This window comes from Amycolatopsis acididurans, assembly GCF_012328925.1.
GTDB classification, from domain to species: Bacteria; Actinomycetota; Actinomycetes; order Mycobacteriales; family Pseudonocardiaceae; genus Amycolatopsis_E; species Amycolatopsis_E acididurans.
Genome location: NZ_JAAXLS010000006.1, coordinates 164,347 through 185,244 on the forward strand (window position 1 = coordinate 164,347; position 20,898 = coordinate 185,244).

Annotated in this window: 18 protein-coding genes; 14 read left to right on the plus strand and 4 right to left on the minus strand. The window is 71.2% G+C overall.

Translation table 11 applies throughout. The features are described 5' to 3' along the window. Window positions 1-3 precede the first annotated feature (3 nt). The gene (locus HFP15_RS12570; protein ID WP_168514892.1) at window positions 4-447 is read left to right on the plus strand and encodes a PH domain-containing protein; all 444 of its coding nucleotides are present in this window, start codon (window positions 4-6) and stop codon (window positions 445-447) included. An 81-nt stretch (window positions 448-528) separates the two neighbouring features. Here HFP15_RS12570 and HFP15_RS12575 read toward each other — a convergent pair whose 3' ends face one another. Then, entirely contained in the window at window positions 529-1,308 is a 780-nt protein-coding gene (locus HFP15_RS12575; protein ID WP_168514894.1) for an exodeoxyribonuclease III, read from the minus strand. Window positions 1,309-1,334: 26 nt separating this feature from the next. Between HFP15_RS12575 and HFP15_RS12580 the strand changes: the two genes are divergently transcribed. The 7 genes from HFP15_RS12580 (at window position 1,335) to HFP15_RS12610 (ending at window position 8,890) form a co-directional block, all read left to right on the plus strand. Next, window positions 1,335-2,000 carry an HAD family hydrolase gene (locus tag HFP15_RS12580; RefSeq protein WP_168514896.1) on the plus strand — a complete coding sequence of 222 codons (666 nt, stop codon included), beginning with the start codon at window positions 1,335-1,337 and terminating at the stop codon, window positions 1,998-2,000. A gap of 69 nt (window positions 2,001-2,069) precedes the next feature. Continuing rightward, entirely contained in the window at window positions 2,070-2,876 is an 807-nt protein-coding gene (locus HFP15_RS12585; protein WP_168514898.1) for an esterase/lipase family protein, read from the plus strand. A gap of 42 nt (window positions 2,877-2,918) precedes the next feature. Further along, entirely contained in the window at window positions 2,919-4,856 is a 1,938-nt protein-coding gene (gene uvrC, locus HFP15_RS12590) for an excinuclease ABC subunit UvrC (RefSeq protein ID WP_168514900.1), read from the plus strand. 26 nt (window positions 4,857-4,882) lie between these two features. Then, a complete protein-coding gene (gene rapZ, locus HFP15_RS12595; protein WP_168515098.1) occupies window positions 4,883-5,740 on the plus strand; it encodes an RNase adapter RapZ in 858 nt (285 codons plus the stop codon). Window positions 5,741-5,754: 14 nt separating this feature from the next. Continuing rightward, the gene (locus tag HFP15_RS12600) at window positions 5,755-6,747 is read left to right on the plus strand and encodes a gluconeogenesis factor YvcK family protein (protein ID WP_168515100.1); all 993 of its coding nucleotides are present in this window, start codon (window positions 5,755-5,757) and stop codon (window positions 6,745-6,747) included. Further along, complete coding sequence (gene whiA, locus HFP15_RS12605) at window positions 6,738-7,724, plus strand: DNA-binding protein WhiA (RefSeq protein ID WP_168514902.1); 987 nt, start codon at window positions 6,738-6,740, stop codon at window positions 7,722-7,724. Before HFP15_RS12600 ends, whiA begins: the two co-directional genes overlap by 10 nt. A 149-nt stretch (window positions 7,725-7,873) precedes the next feature. Next, on the plus strand, window positions 7,874-8,890 hold the full coding sequence (locus HFP15_RS12610; RefSeq protein WP_312871559.1) for a glucosyl-3-phosphoglycerate synthase: 1,017 nt from the start codon (window positions 7,874-7,876) through the stop codon (window positions 8,888-8,890). Between the two features lie 372 nt (window positions 8,891-9,262). Here HFP15_RS12610 and HFP15_RS12615 read toward each other — a convergent pair whose 3' ends face one another. After that, entirely contained in the window at window positions 9,263-10,021 is a 759-nt protein-coding gene (locus HFP15_RS12615; protein ID WP_312871560.1) for a 2OG-Fe(II) oxygenase, read from the minus strand. Between the two features lie 43 nt (window positions 10,022-10,064). Continuing rightward, on the minus strand, window positions 10,065-10,502 hold the full coding sequence (locus tag HFP15_RS12620; RefSeq protein WP_168514906.1) for a PPOX class F420-dependent oxidoreductase: 438 nt from the start codon (window positions 10,500-10,502) through the stop codon (window positions 10,065-10,067). A 34-nt stretch (window positions 10,503-10,536) separates the two neighbouring features. Between HFP15_RS12620 and HFP15_RS12625 the strand changes: the two genes are divergently transcribed. The 4 genes from HFP15_RS12625 (at window position 10,537) to HFP15_RS12640 (ending at window position 17,797) form a co-directional block, all read left to right on the plus strand. Next, window positions 10,537-11,004 carry a MarR family winged helix-turn-helix transcriptional regulator gene (locus HFP15_RS12625; RefSeq protein ID WP_168514908.1) on the plus strand — a complete coding sequence of 156 codons (468 nt, stop codon included), beginning with the start codon at window positions 10,537-10,539 and terminating at the stop codon, window positions 11,002-11,004. An 11-nt stretch (window positions 11,005-11,015) separates the two neighbouring features. After that, window positions 11,016-12,491, plus strand: a complete 1,476-nt coding sequence (locus HFP15_RS12630) for a hypothetical protein (RefSeq protein ID WP_168514910.1) — start codon at window positions 11,016-11,018, stop codon at window positions 12,489-12,491. 76 nt (window positions 12,492-12,567) lie between these two features. Continuing rightward, window positions 12,568-13,359 carry a hypothetical protein gene (locus HFP15_RS12635; protein ID WP_168514912.1) on the plus strand — a complete coding sequence of 264 codons (792 nt, stop codon included), beginning with the start codon at window positions 12,568-12,570 and terminating at the stop codon, window positions 13,357-13,359. Between the two features lie 7 nt (window positions 13,360-13,366). Further along, the gene (locus HFP15_RS12640) at window positions 13,367-17,797 is read left to right on the plus strand and encodes a hypothetical protein (protein WP_168514914.1); all 4,431 of its coding nucleotides are present in this window, start codon (window positions 13,367-13,369) and stop codon (window positions 17,795-17,797) included. Between the two features lie 67 nt (window positions 17,798-17,864). Here HFP15_RS12640 and HFP15_RS12645 read toward each other — a convergent pair whose 3' ends face one another. After that, the gene (locus tag HFP15_RS12645; protein WP_168514916.1) at window positions 17,865-18,509 is read right to left on the minus strand and encodes a LysE family translocator; all 645 of its coding nucleotides are present in this window, start codon (window positions 18,507-18,509) and stop codon (window positions 17,865-17,867) included. Window positions 18,510-18,581: 72 nt separating this feature from the next. On the opposite strand from HFP15_RS12645, the gene HFP15_RS12650 reads away from it, so the two are divergent. Both HFP15_RS12650 and gap read left to right on the plus strand, forming a co-directional pair. Then, on the plus strand, window positions 18,582-19,745 hold the full coding sequence (locus HFP15_RS12650; RefSeq protein WP_168514918.1) for a winged helix DNA-binding domain-containing protein: 1,164 nt from the start codon (window positions 18,582-18,584) through the stop codon (window positions 19,743-19,745). A 145-nt stretch (window positions 19,746-19,890) separates the two neighbouring features. Further along, on the plus strand, window positions 19,891-20,895 hold the full coding sequence (gene gap, locus HFP15_RS12655; RefSeq protein WP_168514920.1) for a type I glyceraldehyde-3-phosphate dehydrogenase: 1,005 nt from the start codon (window positions 19,891-19,893) through the stop codon (window positions 20,893-20,895). The last annotated feature ends 3 nt before the right edge of the window (window positions 20,896-20,898 follow it).

Genomic DNA, 20,898 nt, shown 5'->3' on the forward strand with positions numbered 1-20,898 from the left:
GCCATGACCGACGAGACCGTGGTCATCCGCCCGCACCGCTCGATGTGGATGTCGGTCGTGCTGGCCGCCGTGCTGCTGGTGGCCTTCGTGGTGGTCGCGGTGCTGCTGCGGCACTCCAACACGGGCGCGATCTTCCAGGTGTCGGACCAGATCGCGATGGTCGGCATCGGCATCCTGCTCGCGGCCGCCGCGCTGCTGTTCGCGACGCCGAGGGTGCGTGCGAACGCGCAGGGCATCGAGGTCCGCAACATCATCCTGCTCACCAAGCGGCTGGCCTGGCGCGACGTGCTGTCGGTGAGCTTCCCCGACGGCGCGTCCTTCGCCCGCCTCGAACTGCCGGACGACGAGTACCTCGGCATGCTGGCCATCCAGGCGGTGGACCGCGACCGCGCCGTCGAGGCGGTGCGGGCGCTGCGGCGCCTGCACAAACAGGCCTGGGCGGAGTAGGTCACCGCCCCTTGCCGCGGCGCCTGCCGATGTGGCGGGACCGGTCAGCGCAGCGAACGGCCCCGGCGGCGCGAGATCGTTCTAGAGCGTCAGGTCCACCACGACCGGTGCGTGATCGGAAGCGCCCTTGCCCTTGCGTTCCTCCCGGTCGACGTAGGCGTCGGTCACCGCGCTGCTGAACTTGGCGTCGGCGTAGACCAGGTCGATTCGCATGCCGTTGTTCTTCGGGAACGCGAGCTGCCGGTAGTCCCAGTAGGTGTAGGGCTTGTCGTACTTCAGCGGCCGCGGCACGACGTCGGCCAGGCCCGCGTCGCGCAACACCGCCAGCGCCGCGCGTTCGGCCTCGGTCACGTGCGTCGAGTGCTCGAACAGGCTGATGTCCCACACGTCCTCGTCGGTGGGCGCGATGTTGAAGTCGCCGAGCACCGCGAACGGGCGGTCCTTTCCGGACTCCTCGCGCACCGTCGTGTGCAGGGCTTCCAGCCAGCGCAGTTTGTACTCGTAGTGCGGATGCCCGGGCTCGCGGCCGTTGGGCACGTACACCGACCACACCCGGACCCCGTCGCACGTCGCGCCGATCGCCCGCGGTTCGGTCTCGTCCTCGTACGGCGGCTGCCCGGTCAGTCCACGCTGGACGTCGGCGAGGCCGGCCTTGGACAGGATCGCGACGCCGTTCCAGCGGCCGAGTCCGTGCGCCGCGACCTCGTAGCCGAGTTCGGTGACCTCGCCGTGCGGGAACGCTTCCGTCGTGCACTTGAGCTCCTGCAGGCACAGCACGTCCGGCCGGGCGGAATCGAGCCAGGACAGCAGGCGGGGGAGCCGGGCGGCGACGGAGTTGACGTTCCAGGTGGCGATGCGCATGGGGCAGAGGATGGCACACTGCGTTCATGGCAGTCCGGCGCCCCGACGTCGTGTTGTTCGACGTCTTCGAAACCCTGCTCCAGCTCGGCGCGCTGCGCGAGCGGTTCGTGGCGGCGGGCAGGCCGCCGCATGAGCTGGAGCTGTTCTTCGCCCGCACGCTGCGCGACGGCATGGCGTACACGCTCGCCGGCGATGCGCCGCCGTTCCGCGACGTCGCCCGCGCGCAGCTTAAGATCACCAGTGGTCTGGACGGCGAGCGGGCCGACGCGGTGCTCGCCGGGTTCGCCGAGCTGCCGCTGCAACCGGACGCGCTGCCCGCGTTCGAACTGCTCGGTCAGGCCGGGATCCCGTTCTACGCCTTCACCCACGGCGCGGCCGCGGTGGCCGAGTCGGCGCTGACGAACGCGGGCGTGCGGGACCGGTTCGCGGGCGTGCTGTCCGCGGAGACGATCCACTCGTTCAAGCCGCCGGCCCGCGTCTACCACTGGGCGTGCGAGCAGGCCGGCGCCGACCCCGCGGCGACCGCGCTGGTGGCGGTGCATTCCTGGGACACGCACGGCGCGGTGCGGGCGGGCTTGTTCGCGGGCCTGGCGACGCGGCTCGAAGGCGGCCTTTCGCCCGTCGTGGAGCGGCCGCACGTGGTGGCCGAACGCGTGGACGAGGTGGTGTCGGGCCTGCTCGGCCTGGGGTGAGGTCCCCACGGCACAAAGTGCGGCGGCGGTGATTTGATCTTATGCTGCGACTCCGCCGAAGGAGCCGCCATGAAACGCATCGCCGCCGTCCTGATCACGGTCCTGACCAGCCTGTTCGTACCGGCCGTCGCGGCTTCGGCCGCTTCCGGCTGTCAGCCCGTCGTGCTGTTGCACGGCCTCGGCGCCAACGGGCCGGGCAATTTCGCCTACCTCTCGCCGTATCTGCAGAACGCGGGGTACTGCCCGTTCACCTTCACCTACGGCCAGGCCTCCCCGGCGTTCCCGGTGGGCGGCACCATCCCGATCGAGGACTCCGCACGCCAGATCAAGGAGTTCATCGACCACGTCCGGGCGACCACGGGCGCGGCCAAGGTCGACGTCGTGGGTCACTCCGAGGGCGGTTTCCAGTCCCTGTACGGGCCCAAGATGCTCGGCTACGCCGGCGAGATCGGCCACGTCGTGGCGCTCGCGCCGCCCACCCACGGCACCGACGTCGCGGGCACCGTCGCCTTCGCCGACTACCTCGGGCTGCGGCCGTCGCTGGACACCGTGCTGAGCACGTTCGGCTGCCAGTCCTGCCCCGAGATGCTTCCCGGCGGCTCGGCGGTCGACGCGCTCACAGCGGGGCCGATCGCCCAGCCGGGCATCGACTACACGATCATCGCGTCCCAGCTCGACGCGGTGGTCACGCCGCACGAGACGTCCTTCGTCCGTGAGCCCGGCGTGCACAACCTGTTCGTGCAGGACTACTGCCCGGCCGACCCGGTCGGGCACGTCGGGCTGGCCTTCGACAGCGCGGTCGCCGGGCTGGTGCTGGGCGCGCTGAACCCGGGCAAGCCCGTGGCCGTGCAGTGCGCCCCGGGCCCGCCGCTGTAGGGGCCTCTCAAGACTGTCGGAGGTGAGCCATAGGCTTGGAGCGTGGCTGACCCGTCCACCTACCGTCCCTCGCCGGGGAGCATCCCGGATGACCCCGGCGTCTACAAGTTCCGTGACGCGACGAAGCGGGTCATCTACGTCGGCAAGGCGAAAAGCCTGCGCAGCAGGCTGAACTCCTACTTCGCCGACCTCTCCGGCCTGCATCCGCGCACCCGCCAGATGGTCACCACGGCGGCCAGCGTCGAGTGGACCGTGGTCACCACCGAGGTCGAGGCACTCCAGCTGGAGTACAACTGGATCAAGGAGTTCGATCCCCGCTTCAACGTCCGCTACCGGGACGACAAGTCCTACCCGGTGCTCGCGGTCACGATGAACGAGGAGTTCCCGCGCCTGCACGTCTACCGGGGCCCGCGCAAGAAGGGCGTGCGCTACTTCGGCCCGTACGCGCACGCGTGGGCGATCCGCGAGACGCTGGACCTGCTGCTGCGCGTGTTCCCGGCGCGCACCTGCTCGGCGGGCGTGTTCCGCCGCCACACCCAGATCGGCCGCCCGTGCCTGCTGGGCTACATCGACAAATGCTCCGCGCCGTGCGTCGGCAAGGTCACCGCCGAACAGCACCGGTCGATCGTCGAGGACTTCTGCGACTTTCTCGCCGGCCGCACGGACACGATGGTGCGGCGGCTCGAGAAGGAAATGGCGCGGGCGTCGGAGGAACTGGAGTTCGAGCGCGCCGCGCGGCTGCGCGACGATCTGGGCGCCCTGCGCCGCGCGATGGAGAAGCAGGCGGTGGTGCTCGGCGACGGCACCGACGCCGACGTGGTCGCGTTCGCGCACGACGAGCTGGAGGCCGCTGTGCAGGTCTTCCACGTGCGCGGCGGCCGGGTGCGCGGCCAGCGGGGCTGGGTGATCGACAAGGCCGAGGAGATGGACGTCCCCGCGCTGGTCGATCAGTTCCTGGCCCAGTTCTACGGCGAGCAGGTCGAACTGGCCGAGCAGGCGCCGGACAATTCCTCGCCCGTGCCGCGCGAGGTGCTGGTGCCGGAGCTGCCTGCCGACGCCGAGGCGCTCACCGAATGGCTGTCCGGGCTGCGGGGTTCACGCGTGCAGTTGCGCGTGCCGCAGCGCGGGGACAAACGCGCGCTCGCCGAAACCGTGCAGCGCAACGCGGAAGAAGCCTTCCAGCAACACAAACTGCGCCGCGCGGGCGACCTCACCGCGCGTTCCGCGGCGCTGGCCGAGCTGCAGGAGCAACTCGGCCTGGACAGCGCGCCGCTGCGCATCGAATGCATCGACATCAGCCACATCCAGGGCAGCGACGTGGTCGCCTCGCTCGTCGTCTTCGAAGACGGCGTGCCCCGCAAGTCCGAGTACCGCCGGTTCGCGCTGCGGGAGGCCGCGCAGGAGGGCGACGTCGCCTCGATCGCGGAGGTCGTGCGACGGCGTTTTCACCGCTACCTCAAGGAAACGGCCGAGGCCGGGAACGAGAGCACGCCGGGCATCGACCCGGAGACCGGCCGCCCGCGCAGGTTCGCCTACCCGCCGAACCTGCTCGTCGTGGACGGCGCGGGCCCGCAGGCGACGGCCGCCGCGGACGTGCTGGCCGAACTGGGGATCACCGACGTCGCGGTGGTGGGCCTTGCCAAGCGGCTGGAGGAGGTCTGGCTGCCCGCCGATCCGGATCCGGTGATCCTGCCGCGCACGTCCGAGGCGCTGTATCTGTTGCAGCGCGTGCGGGACGAGGCGCACCGGTTCGCCATCCGCTACCACCGCGAGAAGCGGTCCAAGCGGATTCAGGTGTCTGCTTTGGACGGTGTGCCGGGGCTCGGGCAGAGCCGGCGGGCCGCGCTCATCAAGCATTTCGGCTCGGTGAAGAAACTGAAGCAGGCGGGCGTCGAGGAGATCGCACAGGTGCCGGGAGTGGGGAAGCGCACGGCGGAGGCCGTGCACGCGGCACTCAATACAGGGGAAAGGGAGTCATGAGCGAACACGACGAGCACAAATCCGGGATGGAGGTCGCGGTCGTCACCGGGCTGTCCGGTGCCGGCCGCAGCACCGCCGCGAAATGCCTGGAGGACCTCGGCTGGTTCGTGGTGGACAACCTCCCGCCCGAGCTGATCGCCACCATGGTCGAACTGGGCGCGCAGGCACGGGGCGCGATCACGAAGGTCGCGGTCGTGATGGACGTGCGCTCGCGCGCGTTCACCGACGATCTCGCCTCGGTGATCAAGGATCTCGACGCGCGCGGGTACAAACCCCGCGTCGTGTTCCTGGAAGCCACCGACGCGGTGCTGGTGCGCCGGTTCGAGTCGGTCCGCCGTGGACACCCGATGCAGGGCGACGGCAGGCTCGCCGACGGCATCACAGCCGAGCGCGCGCTGCTGGCGCCGTTGCGCGAGGAAGCCGATCTGGTGCTGGAGACCTCGGCGCTGTCGGTGCACGACCTGCGCGCCAAGATCGAGGACGCGTTCGGCACCGAGTCGGCGACGCAGACCCGCGTCACCGTGCTGTCCTTCGGGTACAAGTACGGCCTGCCGATGGACGCCGATCTCGTGATGGACGTGCGTTTCCTGCCCAACCCGTTCTGGATCCCCGAACTGCGCGACCACACGGGGCTGGACGCCGAGGTGCGCAACTACGTGCTGTCGCAGGAAGGTGCGGAGGAGTTCCTCGACCGCTACCACCAGCTGCTGCGGCTGATCGGCGCCGGGTACAAGCGTGAGGGCAAGCGGTATCTGACCCTGGCCGTGGGCTGTACCGGCGGGAAGCACCGCAGCGTGGCCATTTCCGAGGAACTGGCCCGTCTGCTGTCCAATGAGGACGGTATGGCGGTGAAGGTGATCCACCGGGACCTGGGTCGCGAGTGAGCGAAGCGGCACCGCTGCGCGCGGTCGCACTCGGCGGCGGCCACGGTCTGCACGCGACGTTGACGGCGTTGCGGCGGATCACCGCGGACGTGACGGCCGTGGTGACCGTCGCCGACGACGGCGGCTCGTCGGGCCGGCTGCGCCGCGAACTCGGGCTGCTGCCGCCGGGGGACCTGCGGCAGGCGCTGGCCGCGCTCGCGTCCGCGGACGACGGCGGCACGCTGTGGGCGGAGGTCTTCCAGCACCGGTTCGGCGGCAGCGGAGCGCTGACCGGGCACGCCGTGGGCAACCTGCTGCTGGCCGGGTTGTTCGAGGTGCTCGGCGATCCGGTGGCGGCGCTGGACGAGGCGGCGCGGCTGCTCGGCGCGTCCGGGCGGGTGCTGCCGATGTCCACCGAACCGCTGGAGATCGAGGGCGAGGTCTCCGGGCTCAGTAACGATGGCGAGCTGAGGACGATCAGAGGTCAGGTGGCGGTCGCGAGCACTCCCGGCCGGGTCGAGCGGATCGAGCTGCGCAGCTCGCGGCGGCCGGAGGGCGCGCCGACCGCGTGCCCGCAGGCGGTGGCGGCGGTCCTCGGCGCCGACGTGGTCTTTCTCGGCCCCGGATCGTGGTTCACCAGCGTGCTTCCGCACCTGCTGGTGCCGGAACTGCACGACGCGCTGGTCCGTACCGAGGCGACGAAGGTGGTGATCCTGAACCTGGTCCCCCAGCCGGGCGAGACGCCGGGCTTCTCACCCGAACGGCACCTGGACGTACTCTGCCAGCATGCTCCGGCGCTGCGCGTCGACGCGGTGATCGCGGATCGGTCCTCGGTGCCCACACCAGCGAGGCTGCGTGACGCGGCGGCGGAGCTGGGGGCGCGGGCGCTGCTCGCGGACGTGGCTGACCCGAACGTGGTGGGTTTGCACGATCCGGATGCGCTCGCTGACTGTGTGCGGGAAGCTCTCGGACGCCGCTGGAACGCGACCGGCCGGGACGGAGAACAGCAGGAGGGGACATGGCGATGACCGCCGCGGTGAAGGACGAGCTGAGCAGGCTCACGATCACCAAGATCGGACCGCGCCGCGCCGAGGTCGCGTCGATGCTCCGGTTCGCGGGCGGATTGCACATCGTGGGCGGCCGGGTCGTGGTGGAGGCCGAGCTGGACACCGGTTCGGTGGCGCGGCGGCTGCGCAAGGAGATCCAGGAACTCTACGGTCACCATTCCGACGTGCACGTGCTTTCCGCGGGCGGGCTGCGCAAGACCACCCGCTACCTGGTGCGGGTCGTGAAGGACGGCGAGGGCCTGGCGCGGCAGACGGGCCTGATCGACAACCGCGGCCGCCCGGTGCGTGGCCTGCCCGCGGCGGTCGTGTCGGGCGGGATCGCCGACGCGGAGGCCGCGTGGCGCGGCGCGTTCCTGGCGCACGGGTCGCTGACCGAACCGGGCCGCTCGTCGTCGCTGGAGGTCACCTGCCCCGGCCCGGAGGCGGCGCTCGCGCTCGTCGGCGCCGCGCGCAGGCTCGGCATCCAGGCGAAATCGCGCGAGGTGCGCGGTGCGGACCGGGTCGTGGTGCGCGACGGCGACGCCATCGGCGCGCTGCTGACGCGGCTGGGCGCGCACGCGAGCGTGCTGCAGTGGGAGGAGCGCCGCATGCGCCGCGAGGTGCGCGCGACGGCGAACCGGCTCGCGAACTTCGACGACGCCAACCTGCGCCGCTCCGCGCGTGCCGCGGTGGCCGCCGCCGCGCGGGTGGAGCGCGCGATGGACATCCTGGGCGACACCGCGCCCGATCACCTGCTGGCGGCGGGCAAGCTGCGCCTGTCCAACCGGCAGGCGTCGCTGGAGGAGCTGGGCCAGCTCGCCGATCCGCCGATGACGAAGGACGCCGTGGCGGGCAGGATCCGGCGCCTGCTGGCGATGGCCGACAAGCGCGCCAAGGACCTCGACATTCCCGACACCGAATCGGCCGTGACCGCGGAGATGCTGGAGGAGGAGGTCTAGCGGCTGATCGGCCATGCGTAGCCTTTGTTACGTGTATTACTTGTGTGGCCGCAACTCGTAACCTAGCGGTTTCATCGCAGCGTGGTCGGTGAAACCCGGCGCACAGACTCTGGATCATGGCTACGACCGGTTCGGGGAAGGGGATAGTCGTGCGTACCAACAGGGCGAACGAGCACGCGGACCTGCACGTTTCCGCCGACGTGGGCAGCTGGCTCCCCCGGCGCAGCAGCCACGCGGCCGACTGGCGGGCCGAGGATCTGCTCGCCGCCAAGCGCGGCACCACGGTCAGTGTCGTGATCCCGGCACGTGACGAGGAGGCCACGGTCGGTGACATCGTTCGCACGATCCGCCGGGATCTGGTGGACGGGGTGCCGCTGGTGGACGAGATCCTCGTGGTGGACTCGCGATCGCAGGACGCGACCGCGCGTGTGGCCGCCGAGGCGGGCGCGACCGTCGTCGCGCAGGATTCGGTGCTGCCGATGCTGCCCGGTATGGCGGGCAAGGGTGAGGCGCTGTGGAAGGGCGTCGCCGCGACCACCGGCGATCTCGTGGTGTTCGTCGACGGCGACCTCTACGACTTCACCAGCGACTACGTGACGGGGCTGCTGGGCCCGCTGCTGACCGACGAGTCGGTGGCCTACGTCAAGGGCTTCTACCACCGGCCGCTGGTGGGCTCCACCGGCACGGACGCCGACGGCGGCGGCCGGGTGACGGAGCTGGTCGCGCGGCCGCTGCTGAACATGTACTGGCCGGAGCTTGCCGGTTTCGTGCAGCCGCTGGCCGGGGAGTACGCGGGCCGTCGCGAGGTGCTGGAGAGCATCCCGTTCGTGGTGAACTACGGCGTCGAGGTCGGGCACCTGATCGACATCCTGGAGTGGCGCGGGCTCGACGCGCTCGCGCAGGTCGATCTCGGCAAGCGCACGCACCGGCACCAGACCACGCAGGCGCTGGGCCGGATGTCGGGGCAGATCATGCTGACCGTGTTCGACCGGCTGGAGCGTTACGGGCGCCTGGTGTCCGCGCAGCCGCCCGCCACGCTGCTGGCCCAGTTCCGGCGTGGCGAAGGCGCCGACGGCGTCGAGCGGGAGATGGTGCTGACCGATCTCACCTGCGAGCAACGCCCACCACTGGCAACCCTGCACACCGCAGACCGCGAAATCGCCTAACCCACCCCCGCGAGTCGAGCGCTGCGCGCGCCCGAGTCGGGGGTTGCGTGCGCCTGAGTCGGGGGTTGCGCGTGCGCGAGTTGGGCGTTGCGTGCGCCCGAGTCGGGTGTTGTGTTTGCGCGAGTTGGGCGTTCCGTGCGCCCGAGTCGGGTGTTGTGTGCGTCTGAGTCGGGCGTTGCGCGTGCCCGAGTCGGGCGTTCGGTGTGCCCGAGTCGGGGGTTGTGTGCGCGCGAGTCGGGCGTTGCGCGTGCGTGAGTCGAGTGTGCTGTGTTGTGCGCGAGTTGGGCGTTGCGCGTGCCCGAGTCGGGGGTTGCGTGCGCCTGAGTCGGGTGTTCCGCGCGCCCGAGTCCGCCCTTCGGAGTGCGTGCGAATTCAGGCCGCGTCGTGGAAGACGAGCCCCAGGGTGTGCCGGATGCCGGACCGGACAGTGCTGACGCCGTGCCGGACCGGCGCCGCCGACCAGCCGGGCTGTCGCCCACTACCCTCGACGGACGCGCTGCGCGCAGCTTGCCTCGACCGGGACGAGCGCACCGGACGATCCCGCGTGGTGAAGATGAGCCCGTGCCCCTGCGGCAGCTGCGTCACCGTGCCGCGTGACTGCGCGCGCGGCCGTTGTTCGACGAGCAGGAACTCACCGCCGGTGTGGTCGGTGCCCGGCACGTCGAGCCCGATCACGACCTGCAGCGGGAAGACCAGCTCACCGTAGAGATCGCGGTGCAGCGCGTTCCAGTCGTTTTCCCGGTACCGCAACAGAATCGGCGTCGGCTTGACCTGGCCGGCCCGGTGACAGCGCGCGAGCCAGCTCTCCAGGTCCTCCGGCCACGGCGCGTCCCACCCGAGCTTGGCGGCCCAGTCGCGCGCGATGGGCAGCAGCCGCGGGTAGAACGCCTCCCGCAGTTGCCGCACCGCCTCCGGCAGCGGATAGCCGAAGTACTGGTACTGGCCGGAGCCGAACCGGTAGCGCGCCATGTCGATCGTGGACCGGAACCGCCGCTCGTCGTCGTAGAGCGCCGACAGGTCACGGCATTCCGCGGGTTCGAGCAGCTTCGGAGTGAGCGCGTAGCCGTGCTCGTTCACCTCGGCGGACAGCTGCGCCCAGTCCAGCTTGTCGATCCGTTCGCTGAGCTTCACACCACCCAGTCTGCGTGGCACGCACGGTCCGGGCTGGCGGAAATCAGTCGGCGAGATCGGCGTGCGCGACGACCTTGGTGATCTTCGCGCGGACGAGGTACTCGCCGTGTACGGCGTTGCGTTTGCCGAACTGCTCGGCCTGGTCCTCGCCCATGTAGCGGGCGCCGAGCCTGGTGGCCCACGGCAGCGTCTCGTCGGGATCGTCGATCAGCGTCGCGACGCCGGTGAAATGCACGTACGAGTAGGGCGGCCGCTGGTCGTCCACGGCCATCGAAATCCGCGGCTCGCGGCGCAGCGCGCGGCCCTTCACCGCTTCGTGCCAGGTCGTGAAGATCAGTTCGTCGCCGTCGGGGCCTTCGTTGAGCACGAACCAGATCGGCGTCACGTGCGGCGACCCGTCGGCGCGGACCACGGCCAGTTTCCCGGTGCGGGTGCCCTCGCTCGCGAAGGCCCACCACTCATCCCTGCTCATCTCACGCATGATCCAAGAAAATACGTCATGGCAGGATTGGCGCATGGCGACCGGGCCGAGCGTGGACGAGGGCGTGCGGACCATGCTGCTGCTGATGCCGCGGCTGGTCGGGCGCGCGAAGCGGCTGCCCGTTCCGGAAAGCCTGCGCTCGTTCTCGCTGGCGCCCCGGCACCTTTCGCTGCTGGCGTACCTGCTGTTCGACGGCCCGCTCGGGGTCAACGAGCTGGCCGCCCGGCTGGAGGTCGCGCCGACCACGGTGAGCCTGATGGTCGGCGATCTGAGCCGCAGCGGCATCCTCGAACGCAACGAGGACGAGGCCGACCGCCGCCGCACGATCGTGAGCATCGCCGACCGCTACCGCGCCGACGTCGAGGGCTGGCTCGCCGGCGGCGCCGGCGCGTGGCGCAAGGCGCTCGACCCGCTGACCCCGGAGCAGCGGCAGATCGTCATCGACACGCTGCTCACCTACGAGCGCGAAGTCGAACGCGCGGCACCGAAGAGCGACGGCTAGTCTGGGCGGCTGTGCGTGACTCCGAGCTGATCAGCGGCGGACTGGTCGACGAGGGCCTGGCCCGCCGGCTCAAGGCGCTCGCCTGCACCGCGCCGCTGCACGACCTGGACGCGCGCAAGGCGAAACTCGACTGGGCCGACGCCACGGTGTACCAGATGGCCGAGATCGCGCTGCACACGATCGACCAGGTCACCATCGCGATGGACTTCGACACCGGTGCGAACCACGACGACGTCGTGCGCAGGCTCGGCCCGTTCATCGCCGCGCAGGCGCCCGGCCGCCGCGCGAGCGAACACGAGCGCGTCGCGCGCTGGGTGCTGGACAACCTGATCAACGTCGGCACCGCCGACCGCGGCTTCCGGCGGGTCTACGGCAGCGTCGACGCCCACGGTGTCTACCAGCGCCGCGCGTTCGACTTCAAACTGCTGATCGAGGTCGCCGCCCCCGACGGGGAGGTGTACCTGCGCGCGAGCGACGAGGCGATCAACGTGCTCGTCGGGGCGCTGGACACCGACGTGGAGTCGGCGCAGATCGCGGCCGAGGTGAAGCTGGAGAACCTGATCAGCCGCGGCCGTCTCGCCGACGCGAAGCTCGCCGCCGAGCAGGCCCGCTACCGCACGGTGCAGTACGGCGAGACGCTGCGCGCGAAACTCGACGCGACGCGCCGTGACGTGCGCGCCGTGGACTGGGCCGAGGAGATGCCGGAGCTGCTGGACTCGGCGCTGTCCCACATCGAGACCCGGTTCCGCGCCGAGAACGCGATCCTGCGCAACATCACCCGCGCCCGCGACGAGGCCGAAGACCCCGACCACAAACGCCGCGCCGCCGAGCTGGTCGACATCGTCGGCGACTGCATCTCCCGGCACACCCAGCTCCAGTCACGCCTGCAGGCCGCGGGCGCGATCTTCCGCGCCGAGCAGGACCGGCAGCAGTTCTCCGGCCCGCCGCAGCGCGCGACGATCGACCTGTTCGGCCAGCTGCTGGTGCCCACGCTGGAACTGCCGATCGCGGACGCGGTGAGCCCGGCCGAGAAGTTCTTCCACGCCTCGGCGGGCCTCAACGTGCCCGTGGTGCCCGCGCTGCCGTCGCTGGTCTCGCTGCTGCTGCGGCCGGCGCCCGAACGCGACAAGCTCATCGGCGAGATCCCCGAGCCGGAGCTCGTCCCGTCGGAGAGCACCGACTACTACAGTGACGAGCAATGGCGGCGTGCCGACGAGCTGCTGGACCTGCCTGACGTGCCGCGGCGGCTGTCCGGTCTGCTCGCCGAGGCCAGGGAGAGTGATCCGCAGCTGGCCCGTCTGGTCGCGCTGCGGGCGCTGCACTCCTACAGTCCGGAGGTCGGCGCGGCCGTGCGGCAGGGGGACCAGGCCACGCTGCTCGCCGTTGACGACGGCACGCTGCTGGAGGACGACGAGTTCGGCGGTGCCGATCTGCTGCTGGGGAACGCGAAGATCGAACGCGGGGAAGAAGAGGAGGAGGTCGCGTGAGTGCCGAGGCCCGCACGAAGCGTCCGCGACGGAGGAGCGGGCGCGGCGGAGGACCGATCGGGTGCGGGTGTCCCGCATGAGCACGAGTACCGATGTGGAGTCGGCCGCCCGGCTGATCTCCTTCGGGATGCGGCCGAAACAGCTGCCGGGCCGCGACGTCGTCTACGCCGAACTGGTCCGCCGCTACGGCGAGGACAGCGCGTTCAAGCAGCTCACCCACTCCGTGGCCGCCGGGCTCGGACTGATGGTGCTCGACGTGTCCACCCAGGCCGGGGCCGTGCTCGCCGCCACCGACGAGTCCGTGTTCGAGATCAAGATGGACTCCTACGCGCGGCAGAGCAAGATCCGCGAACGTCGCGAGACGGAGAAGGTGCTGCACGGCCTGGTGCACCTGGCCACCGCCGCGCTCGGCTACCCGCGGCCCGACGATCTCGCCAACGACACCTACATCGGCCGGGTGAGCGTCGAGCAGGTCGACGGCGTGGTGCGCGAGGCGTGCCGGATCCTTGACGAGCGGGCGGCCAAGGCCGAGCGCAACAACGATCCGCTGTCCGACGCGCCGGAGCTGGAGCAGGCGTGGCGTGCCTACGCCCGCCGTCCCGCCGCCGCGGCCACCAAGGACGGGCGGCTGGCTTCGGACACCACCCGCGGCATGGTGTCGCGGGCGCTGCGTTTCCTTGCCGACCAAGGATTTCTGGTGCAGGTGAACTCCGAGCAGGGCGGCACCTACCGGACCACACCGCGGTACCAGGTGCAGGTGCGGGAGCTGGCCGCGGACAGCGCTTTCGAGGAACTGCTGGAACTCGGCGTGGTGGCGGTGGGGGATTCCGCCGGCACGCTCCGTCCGTCCATTTCGGACACTCTGTAGGGGGAGCATGTACGAGCTTTCGCGGGTGCGCCTGCATTCGGTGGGTCCGGCGGGTGCGCGGTATCAGGACGTGCTGCTGGACTTCTCCGGCGTCGGGCAGGTCGTCAAGGCACCCACGCAGGACGCGCTGTTCAGCGCGGGCATCCACTCCGCCGAGCAGGGGCTGCCGCGCCGGCCCTCGCCCGCGAGCGTGCTGTTCCTGGAGAACGGCGGCGGGAAGTCCGTGCTCATCAAGCTGATCTTCTCCGTGATGCTGCCCGGCCGTCGCCAGGTCGTGGGCACCACGAACACGCGCGTGCTGGAGAAGTTCGTCGCCGCCAAGGACGTCTCGCACGTCGTGCTGGAATGGCAGCACACCGAGACCGGACAGCGGATCATCACCGGCAAGGCCTCCGAGTGGCGCGGGCACGTCGTGTCCAACGACCCGGCCAACCTCGTCGACACCTGGTACTGCTTCCGCCCCAGCGCGAACACCGGTCTGACGTCGCTGCCGTTCACCGCCGACGGGCGGCTGCTGACCATGTCCGGGTTCCAGGAGAAGCTGGACGAGGCGCACCACGCCGAACCGGAGCTGGAGCTGTCCTGGACGCGCCGTCACCACGAGTGGACCGAGCGGCTGGACGCGCTCGGGCTGGACACCGAGCTGTTCCGTTATCAGCGCGCGATGAACGCGGGCGAGGGCGAGGCCGCCGACGCGTTCGCCTTCACCTCCGACGAGGCGTTCGTCGAGTTCCTGCTCAAGGCCGTCATCACCGAGGACGATCCCCGCGATCTCGCCGACGTCGTCAAGACCTACGCGCACAACCTCGGCCAGCGCGGCGCGCTGATGTCCGAACGCGATTTCGTCGCCGGGGCGCTGGAACTGCTCGGCCCGCTGGTCGACGAGGAGTCGCTCGCCGCCGCGTCACGCAAACTGGCCACCGTCGCCCGGTCCGACGCCCGCGCCTTCGCCGGATCCGTTGCGGCACGGCATAAACTCGAGGACGACCGGCTGTCCGGTCTGGCCGCGTTCGCCGACGAGACGCGGGACGCCGAGAAACTCGCCGAGGGCGACCACCGCAGGCTGTCCGCGGTCGTGACCGAACTGCGCCGGGTCGTGGCGGAGCTGCGGCTGGCCGACGCGACCGCCGGCAAGAAGCGCATCGACGGCGAGCTGGCGCAGGCCAGGGCGGGCGCCGAGGCTTGGCGCGAAACGGGAACCGTGCTCGCGCACCGGCACGCGGTGCGCAAGGCCAGTGACATCCGCGAGCTGGTGGGGGAGCGCGAGCAGTCCGCGAAACCCGCGCTGGAGGCGAAGAACGCGGCCGCGAACGCGCTCGCCAGGGGCCTGCTGGCGCTGGCCCGCGACGCCGAAGACCAGGCGAAGGCCGCGGAGGAACGCGCCGGGGCCGCCCGTGCCGAGGCAGCCGCGGCGCAGGACCAGCGCGATGAAGCGACCACCACCGCGGCCCGTCATCGCGCCGAGGAGGCGCAGCTCACCGCGCGCATCGAAGAGGTCCGCGGCCAGGTGCAGCAGGCGGTGCGCGAGGGGTTGCTCAGCGACGGCACGCAGGTCGCCGCCGCGGCGCAGGAAGCCCGTGCCCGCCAGGAGAACGCGGGCACCGAGCTGGCGGCGCGGGAGGCGGAGCTGGAACGCGTCGCCGAAGAACACGCGACCGCGCAGTCGGCCCTGCACGCCGCCCAGCAGAAGGCCGCCGCCGCGCAGTCCCGGGCGGACCGGGCGGCGAGCGAACTGTCGAAGGCGCATCGGCGCACCGACAGTCTCGCGGCGCACCCGCGGCTGCTGGAACTGCTCGGCGGCGACAACGTCCAGCTGGAGACCGACACGCCCGCGTTGCTGAAACGCCTGCGGGAAGCCAGGTCCACGGCCGAGCGTGAGCAGACCTCGTTGCGTATGGAGGAATCCGTCGACGAGCGTGCGCTGGCCGCGCTCGGCAGCGGTGGCCTGCTGCCGGCGTCGCCCGAGGTGCAGGCCGCGCTCGACGTGCTGGAGGAAGCCGGGATCACCGCGTGGTCCGGCTGGCGCTATCTGTCCACTATGGATGCGAAGGCGCGGGAGGACGTGCTGTCGCGGCTGCCGCACCTTGTCGGTGGTGTGCTGGTCAACGACGCGGCACAGTTGTCGCGGGCGCGGCAGGCCCTCGCCGACGCGAAGCTCCTGCCCAGCGTCGTGCTCCCGGTCGGCACCAAGGACGCGCTCAAGGCCGGCGGGTCGACGCCGGGTGTGGAATTCCTGGTCCCGCCCAATCCGGCGATGTACGACGAGGAGGCCGCCGACACCGAACGGCAGGCGATCCTCGCCCGGCATTCGCGGCGGCAGAAGCAACTGGAGGCGCTGGCGACCGCGATCGGCGACGACGCGGCCCTGGAGTGGAAGCTGACCACCTGGCGTGAGGACTACCCGCCCGGTGCGCTCGCGACGCTCGCCGAAGAGGCCGAAGCCGCGACGAGCGAGCGCGGTGACGGCCAGGAGGCGGTCACGGTGGCGCAGCGCGAACTGGACGAGCTGGCGGCACGGCGGAACCGGTTGCGCGAAGCGATTCCCGCGCTGCGCGCCGAGGCGCGCACCGGAGAGGAACGCGCACGCAAGCTCGGCGAACTGGCCGAGCGGGCCGCTCGTCTTCCACAATGGACGGATGAGGCCGAGCGCGCGCGGGAAATCGTGGCGCGGGCGGAGGCCGAGGCGGAGCAAGCGGGTTCGCGTGCGGCGCGGGCACGCGAAGAAGCCGCGGAGGAGCAGCGGACCGCGGATGGGCACCGGCGCACGGTCAGCGGCGCCCGTGCGGAACTGGCCGAGGTGCCTGGCGGCGGTTCGGTGTCCGAAGAGGACGCTCCGCCGAACGAACCGGTCGACGTGCTGCGCCGCGCGTTCGCCTCGGCGAGCGATGCCTACGCCAAGGTCGAGGTCGGCAGCGACCTGCGTGCCGAACTGGAACAGGCGGAAAGCGCGGAGTCCTCGGCACGGGCCGCGCTGGAGGTGCTCGACCCGGTGGTGCGCGAGCAGGCGGGCAAGCTGCTGGAGACCGCCGACGGCGCGGACGCCGCGACACGGGCGGCCGCGCAGGCGCGGGCCGGGCGTGCCGTGGCCGCGCTGGAAGCCGAGCACAGCGAGGCGATCGGCCTGGTCGCGACCTGCAAGGCCGAGCTGGACCAGCTGCCGAAGCAGAACGCGTCGCTGGAGACCCGGCCGCGCGACGTCGAACACGGTCGTGAGCTGATCGATGAGGCCACCGAGGAGGCCGGCGCCGCCGCGCGGGCGTGGGAAGAGGCGCAGGCGCGGCGTGCCGAGGCCGAGCACGCGCTCGAAACGGCGAACACGTCCGCGGCCGGTTTCCGCCTGCTGGCCGAGTCGATGGCGCATCTGGTGCCCGACGGCGAACCGGACAGTGTCTTCGACGGTGACGTCGAGGCCGCGCAGGCGCGCTACCGCAAGCTGACCACGGCGCTCGCCGACGCCGACGCGGCCGTCGAGACGGCGGAGAAGCGTGTGCGCTCGGCGGCCGACGCGCTGGCCCAGTACGCCACCGAGAAACGGTTCGAGCACCTGGCCAGCCCGGTGCGGCAACAGATCATCTCGGTGCGCCGCGACAGCCTGCCCGCGAACGCCGCGGAGTGGGCGAACGCGCTGAAGCCGCGGCTGCGCACACTGACCGACGACCTGGCGCAGATCGACCGGCACCGGTCGGGCATCGTCGCGCGGCTACAGGGAATGGTCGAGGGCGCGCTGCGGATGCTGCGCTCGGCGCAACGGCTCTCGCGCCTTCCGGAGGGGCTCGGCGACTGGTCGGGCCAGGAGTTCCTGCGCATCCGGTTCGGCGACCCCGACGAGGCGGAGCTGGCCGAGGCGCTCGGCGAGGTCGTGGACGAGGCCGCCGCCGGCAAGACGAGCGACGGCCGCGACGTCAAACGCGACGGCATGTCGCTGGTGCTGCGCGGGGTTCGGGCCGCCGTGCCCAAGGGGTTCCGGGTGGACATGCTCAAACCGGACTCCGTGTTGCGCACCGAACGGCAGCGCGTGTCGGAGATCCGGGACGTGTTCTCCGGCGGGCAGCAGCTCACCGCGGCGATCATCCTGTACTGCACGCTCGCGGCACTGCGGGCGAACAACCGGGGCAAGATGCGCAACCGGCATTCGGGCGTGCTGTTCCTGGACAACCCGATCGGCCGCGCGTCGGCGGGGTACCTGCTGGAGCTGCAGCGGGTGGTCGCCGAGGCGCTGGGCGTGCAGCTGATCTACACGACGGGCCTGTTCGACGCCGGTGCGCTCTCGGAATTCCCGCTGATCATCCGGCTGCGCAACGACGCCGACCTGCGCGCGGGCCGCAAGTACCTCTCGGTCGACGCGACCCTGCGCAACCATCTGGACGCCCTGTCCGACCCGGACGGCACGTCCCATCTCTCGGCGACGCGGCTGTTCACGAAGGCGGAGTCCGCCTGAGGGCGGTGTCCAGCCCGCGCCCGCGCTTCCTGCGCGCACTCGGCGGCGTAGGCGGCAGTGCTGAGCATCAATCCTTGCGGCCGTTGATCGCCAGCCCCGCGCCGAGACCGATCATCACCAGCCCGCTCGTGCCGCCCACCAGCGCCAGCCTGCGGGGCGAGCGGGCGAACCACGCACGGGCCCCGCTGGCGACCAGCGCCCACAGCGAATCGGACACGAGCGCGATCACCGGAAGGCACACGCCCAGCAACAGCACCTGCCCGGGCACCCAGTCCGCCGAGGGCACGACGAACTGCGGCAGCACCGCGCCGAAGAACGCCAGCGTCTTCGGGTTGGTGAAACCGACGACGAACCCGTCGCGCAGCACCGTCAGCGTGCGGCGCGTTCCGGTGCCGACCTCGGCGCCCAGCGCCTCGCTCAGCCGATGGCGGTGCCGGATCGCCTGCACGCCCAGACAGATCAGGTACGCCGCGCCGGCCAGCTTGATCGCGGTGAACACCGCGGTGGAGGCCGACACAATCGCCCCGAGCCCGAACGCCAGCGCGACCACCTGCAGGTAGGAGCCCGTCGCGTTGCCGAGCACGGTGAGCAGCGCGCCGCGCTTGCCGACGGTGAGCGCGCGGCTCACGGTGAACAGCACGCTCGGGCCGGGCACGACCACCATCAGGAAGACAAGCGCCGCGAACGCGGCGAAATGACTTGAAGACACCACGGCGGAAGCCTAGTTCCGCGGCCTGTGCCCGCGCGACGATTTTTGTCGGACACCCCTGGTAGGAAGAGGTTCGTGACCCGAAGATTCTCCGTCGCCGAACGGCGCGCGCGGCTGGTCGCCCGGCATCACCTCGGCACGCCCGCGGGCAGTGTCGAGCAGATCGCGGCCGGTCTCGTCGCGCTGCACGCCACCGACCCGGCGTCGGTGCACCTGTCCGCCGCGGCCCGCCTGCGTGAACCGGACACGGCGGAGCGCGCGCTGTACGAGGACCGCACGCTGCTGCGGATGCTGGGCATGCGCCGCACGGTGTTCGTCGTCCCGGCCGGGCTCGCGCCGGTCGTGCAGGCCGCGTGCGCCGACGACATCGCGGCCAGACAGCGCAAGCTCCTGCTCCAGCACCTGACCACGGCCGGCCTCGACGAGGATCTGGACGCCTGGCTCGCCGACGTCGAGGAGGGCGCCTTCGCCGCGCTCGCGGCCCGCGGCACCGGCTACGCGGCCGAGATCGCCGACGGGGAGCCCCGGCTGCGCACGAGAATCGTGGTCTCGCGAGGAAAACCCTACGAATCGAACGGCTACATCACCAACCGCGTGCTGTTCCTGCTCGCCGCGCGGGGCCGGATCGTGCGCGGCCGCCCGCGCGGTTCCTGGCTGTCCACCCAGTACGAGTGGGCCACCGCCGAGTCGTGGCTGGGCGGCATCCCGGCGATGCCCGCCGGGCAGGCCCGTGCCGAACTGGCCCGCCGCTGGCTGTCCGCGTTCGGTCCCGCGCCGGTCGAGGACCTCAAGTGGTGGACCGGCTGGACCGTCGGCCAGGTCAGGAAGGCACTGGCCGAGATCGGCCCGGCCGAGGTCGACCTCGACGGCGTCCCGGGCATCGCGCTCGCCGACGACCTCGAGCCGGTGCCGGAGCCGGAGCCGGCCGCCCGGCTGCTGCCCGCGCTGGATCCCACGCCGATGGGCTGGGCCGAGCGCGACTGGTACCTCGGCCCGCACCGCGAGGCACTGTTCGACCGCAGCGGCAACATCGGCCCGACCATCTGGTGGGGCGGCCGTGTGGTGGGCGGCTGGGTGCAGCGCGCGGACGGCGAGATCGCCTGCCGCCTACTCGAAGACGTCGGGGCGCACGCTGAGGCGGCCATCCGGGCGGAGGCGGAGCGGCTTCGCGAGTGGCTCGGGCCGATGCGGGTAATCCCGAAGTTCCGGACACCGCTGGAGCGGGAACTGGCTTCGTGAAACGCCTCATCTTGATCGATTCGCCTGGGTGGCGGATATCTCGCCGGTCGGGGTCAGTACGCGCAGGCCAGCACGCTAGGGTGGCCAGGAGCCCGAAGACGTGTGGCCCGGTAGCGACCGGGCCGGACCCGAGGAGAGAAGAGCAGTGACGGTTCGCGTAGGTGTGAACGGCTTCGGCCGGATCGGCCGCAACTTCTTCCGTGCCGTGCAGGCCGGCGGTCACGACATCGAGATCGTGGCGTTCAACGACCTTGGCGACGTCAACACGATGGCCCAGCTGCTCAAGTACGACAGCGTCCTTGGCCGTTACCCGGAGGAGGTCACCGTCAGCGGCGAGGGCATCGTCGTCGGCGGCAAGACCATCAAGGCCCTCGCCGAGCGCGACCCGGCGAACCTGCCCTGGGGTGACCTCGGTGTGGACGTCGTCGTCGAGTCGACCGGCTTCTTCACCAACGCCGACGCCGCCAAGGCCCACATCGCGGGCGGTGCCAAGAAGGTGATCATCTCCGCGCCGGCCAAGGGTGAGGACCTGACCGTCGTGCTCGGCGTCAACGACAACCTCTACGACGGTTCGCAGACGATCATCTCCAACGCGTCCTGCACCACCAACTGCCTCGGCCCGCTCGCCAAGGTTCTCCACGAGAACTTCGGCATCGAGAAGGGCCTGATGACCACGATCCACGCCTACACGCAGGATCAGAACCTGCAGGACGGCCCGCACAAGGACCCGCGCCGTGCCCGTGCCGCCGCGCTGAACGTCGTGCCGACCTCCACCGGTGCCGCCAAGGCCATCGGCCTCGTGCTGCCGGAGCTCAACGGCAAGCTGGACGGCTACTCGCTGCGCGTCCCGGTGCCCACCGGCTCGATCACCGACCTGACCGTCAACCTCACCAAGAAGGCCACGGCCGAGGAGATCAACGCCGCCTACAAGGCCGCGGCGGACGGCGCGCTCAAGGGCATCCTGCGCTACAGCGAGGACCCGATCGTCTCCTCCGACATCGTCAACGACCCGGCCTCGTGCATCTACGACGCGCCGCTGACGAAGGTCATCGACGACCAGGTCAAGGTGTTCGGCTGGTACGACAACGAGTGGGGCTACTCCAACCGCCTCGCCGACCTGGTGAAGCTCGTCGGCTCGAAGCTCTCCTGAGGC

What these genes read in the sequence shown, in the direction of transcription:
- HFP15_RS12570 (WP_168514892.1), top strand. Translation starts at nt 4, where the DNA reads ATGACCGACGAGACCGTGGTCATCCGCCCGCACCGCTCGATGTGGATG.
- HFP15_RS12575 (WP_168514894.1), bottom strand. Translation starts at nt 1,308, where the DNA reads ATGCGCATCGCCACCTGGAACGTCAACTCCGTCGCCGCCCGGCTCCCC.
- HFP15_RS12580 (WP_168514896.1), top strand. Translation starts at nt 1,335, where the DNA reads ATGGCAGTCCGGCGCCCCGACGTCGTGTTGTTCGACGTCTTCGAAACC.
- HFP15_RS12585 (WP_168514898.1), top strand. Translation starts at nt 2,070, where the DNA reads ATGAAACGCATCGCCGCCGTCCTGATCACGGTCCTGACCAGCCTGTTC.
- rapZ (WP_168515098.1), top strand. Translation starts at nt 4,883, where the DNA reads ATGGAGGTCGCGGTCGTCACCGGGCTGTCCGGTGCCGGCCGCAGCACC.
- whiA (WP_168514902.1), top strand. Translation starts at nt 6,738, where the DNA reads ATGGCGATGACCGCCGCGGTGAAGGACGAGCTGAGCAGGCTCACGATC.
- HFP15_RS12620 (WP_168514906.1), bottom strand. Translation starts at nt 10,502, where the DNA reads ATGCGTGAGATGAGCAGGGATGAGTGGTGGGCCTTCGCGAGCGAGGGC.
- HFP15_RS12625 (WP_168514908.1), top strand. Translation starts at nt 10,537, where the DNA reads ATGGCGACCGGGCCGAGCGTGGACGAGGGCGTGCGGACCATGCTGCTG.
- HFP15_RS12635 (WP_168514912.1), top strand. Translation starts at nt 12,568, where the DNA reads ATGAGCACGAGTACCGATGTGGAGTCGGCCGCCCGGCTGATCTCCTTC.
- HFP15_RS12640 (WP_168514914.1), top strand. Translation starts at nt 13,367, where the DNA reads ATGTACGAGCTTTCGCGGGTGCGCCTGCATTCGGTGGGTCCGGCGGGT.